The organism is Actinosynnema sp. NPDC023658 (assembly GCF_040639995.1).
In the GTDB taxonomy this organism is placed as follows: Bacteria; Actinomycetota; Actinomycetes; order Mycobacteriales; family Pseudonocardiaceae; genus Actinosynnema.
Map to the genome: position 1 here is coordinate 1 of NZ_JBFAAX010001207.1, position 1,540 is coordinate 1,540.

The 1,540-nt window shown below is 72.1% G+C and carries 1 protein-coding gene; it reads right to left on the bottom strand.

Going from position 1 to position 1,540, the window contains the following annotated elements:
- Window positions 1–1,540, bottom strand: a 1,540-nt coding sequence (locus AB0G02_RS39585) for a PPC domain-containing protein (protein ID WP_360805479.1), incomplete at both ends; no start/stop codon positions are given.

Consider the following 1,540-nt stretch of genomic DNA (forward strand, 5'->3'; position numbering starts at 1 on the left):
GGGAGGAAGGCACCACACTTCGACGCCCCCCGCATCGTGGGTGAGGTTCCCCGGTAGCTCGGAGTCTTCGATCCTCATCTGGTTGTACGGAGGGGTCGCCGCCCGGGTCCATCAGGCCGTGGACGTCGTTGCGCAGGTCGGTGTGCCAGCTGCCCGACATGTGCCCGGCCTCGTGGCTGGTGATGTTGCCGATCGCACGGCCGATGAACGCGATCCGGTCGCTCTCCGGCCGCACGTAGGAGTTGAGCGACAACGCCGGCCCGGCAGGCCCGCTGAGCCGGTCGAGCAGCACCAGCGCCGTCTCCTCCCGGCCGAAGTTGCCGGCGTCGATGGACTGGGCGATGCCGACGGTGTTGATGCCCGACTCCGCGACGGTGCCGCCGACGACGACCCGGCTGACGTTCGGCTGCCCCCAGGGGTCGGCGTGGTCGCGGCTGTTGAGGATGCGCAGGGCGAACCTCGGGTTGAGGCCCGCGGCGACCATGTCCCGCTCCAGGTTCTCCCGCACGGTCGCGGTGATCGCGGTGATCAGGGCGCGTTCGTCGCGTGCGGTGAGCTGCCACCCCGGCAGGAAGCTCGACAACGGCGAGAGGTCGCGCAGGCCGCCACCGCCGCCGAAGATCGTCGTGTTCACCCTGGCCCCGTCGAAGTCCAGGAAGATCGTGTGCACCGAGCCGCGCGGCGCGGTCTCCGTGCCGGGCCGGAACGCTTCGAGCTTGACGTCGTAGGCGCCCTCGCCCGCCTCGACCCCGAGCCGGTAGCGGCCGGCCACCGGTGCCACGAAGTCCACGACGGCGTTGCCGCCGCCCGGCATCGGTGAGTCCGCGGCGAAGATCGACGTCAGGTCCTGCGACGACCCGAACACCTCGCGACCGGCCGGGTCGTGCACCGCGAGCCTGGTGCCACCGCCCGTGATCGACGCGCCGAGCACGTCGCCCGCGCGCAGGTCGAAGGAGTAGTAGTCGAGGTCGCCGCTGCTCCTGCCACTGGTGATCAGCAGGTCGTACGGCCCCTCGGTGGCCACGCCGGGACCGGTGCCCGGTGTGGTGGGGTCGCTCGGGAGCGCGAACGGGTCGGAGCCGACCACGAGGTAGACGACTTGGTTCGGCGCGACGGCGAACGTGACGGAGGAGTCGGTCGAGCCGCCGTGGTCGCCGCTGACGTCCAGCAGCGTGGCGTCGGCGTCGTAGAGCGCGAGCATCGTGTCGAGGTCGCCGGTCGGCGTGGACGTCCGGGCCGTGAAGGTGAGCCCGGACGCGCCGCCGTCGACCCGGTAGAAGTCGAAGTCGCCGGTGCGGTCGCCGGCGCTGCCGTGCGGCCCGTCACCGATGGCGGCGGTGGCGCGGACCGCGGGACGGGTGCCGGAGATGCCCGTGTCGCTCGCCAGGCCGATCGAGTCGTCGGTCTCGTCGAGCGGCAGCGCCGGGATCGTGTCGTCGGGCCTGAGGTGGCCGGTCAGCGCGATCTTCGAGGCCGCGCGCTTCCCGGTGCCGAAGTCGACGATGTGCTCGGCGGTCGCCGGGGTGTCGTTGGCGCCGTT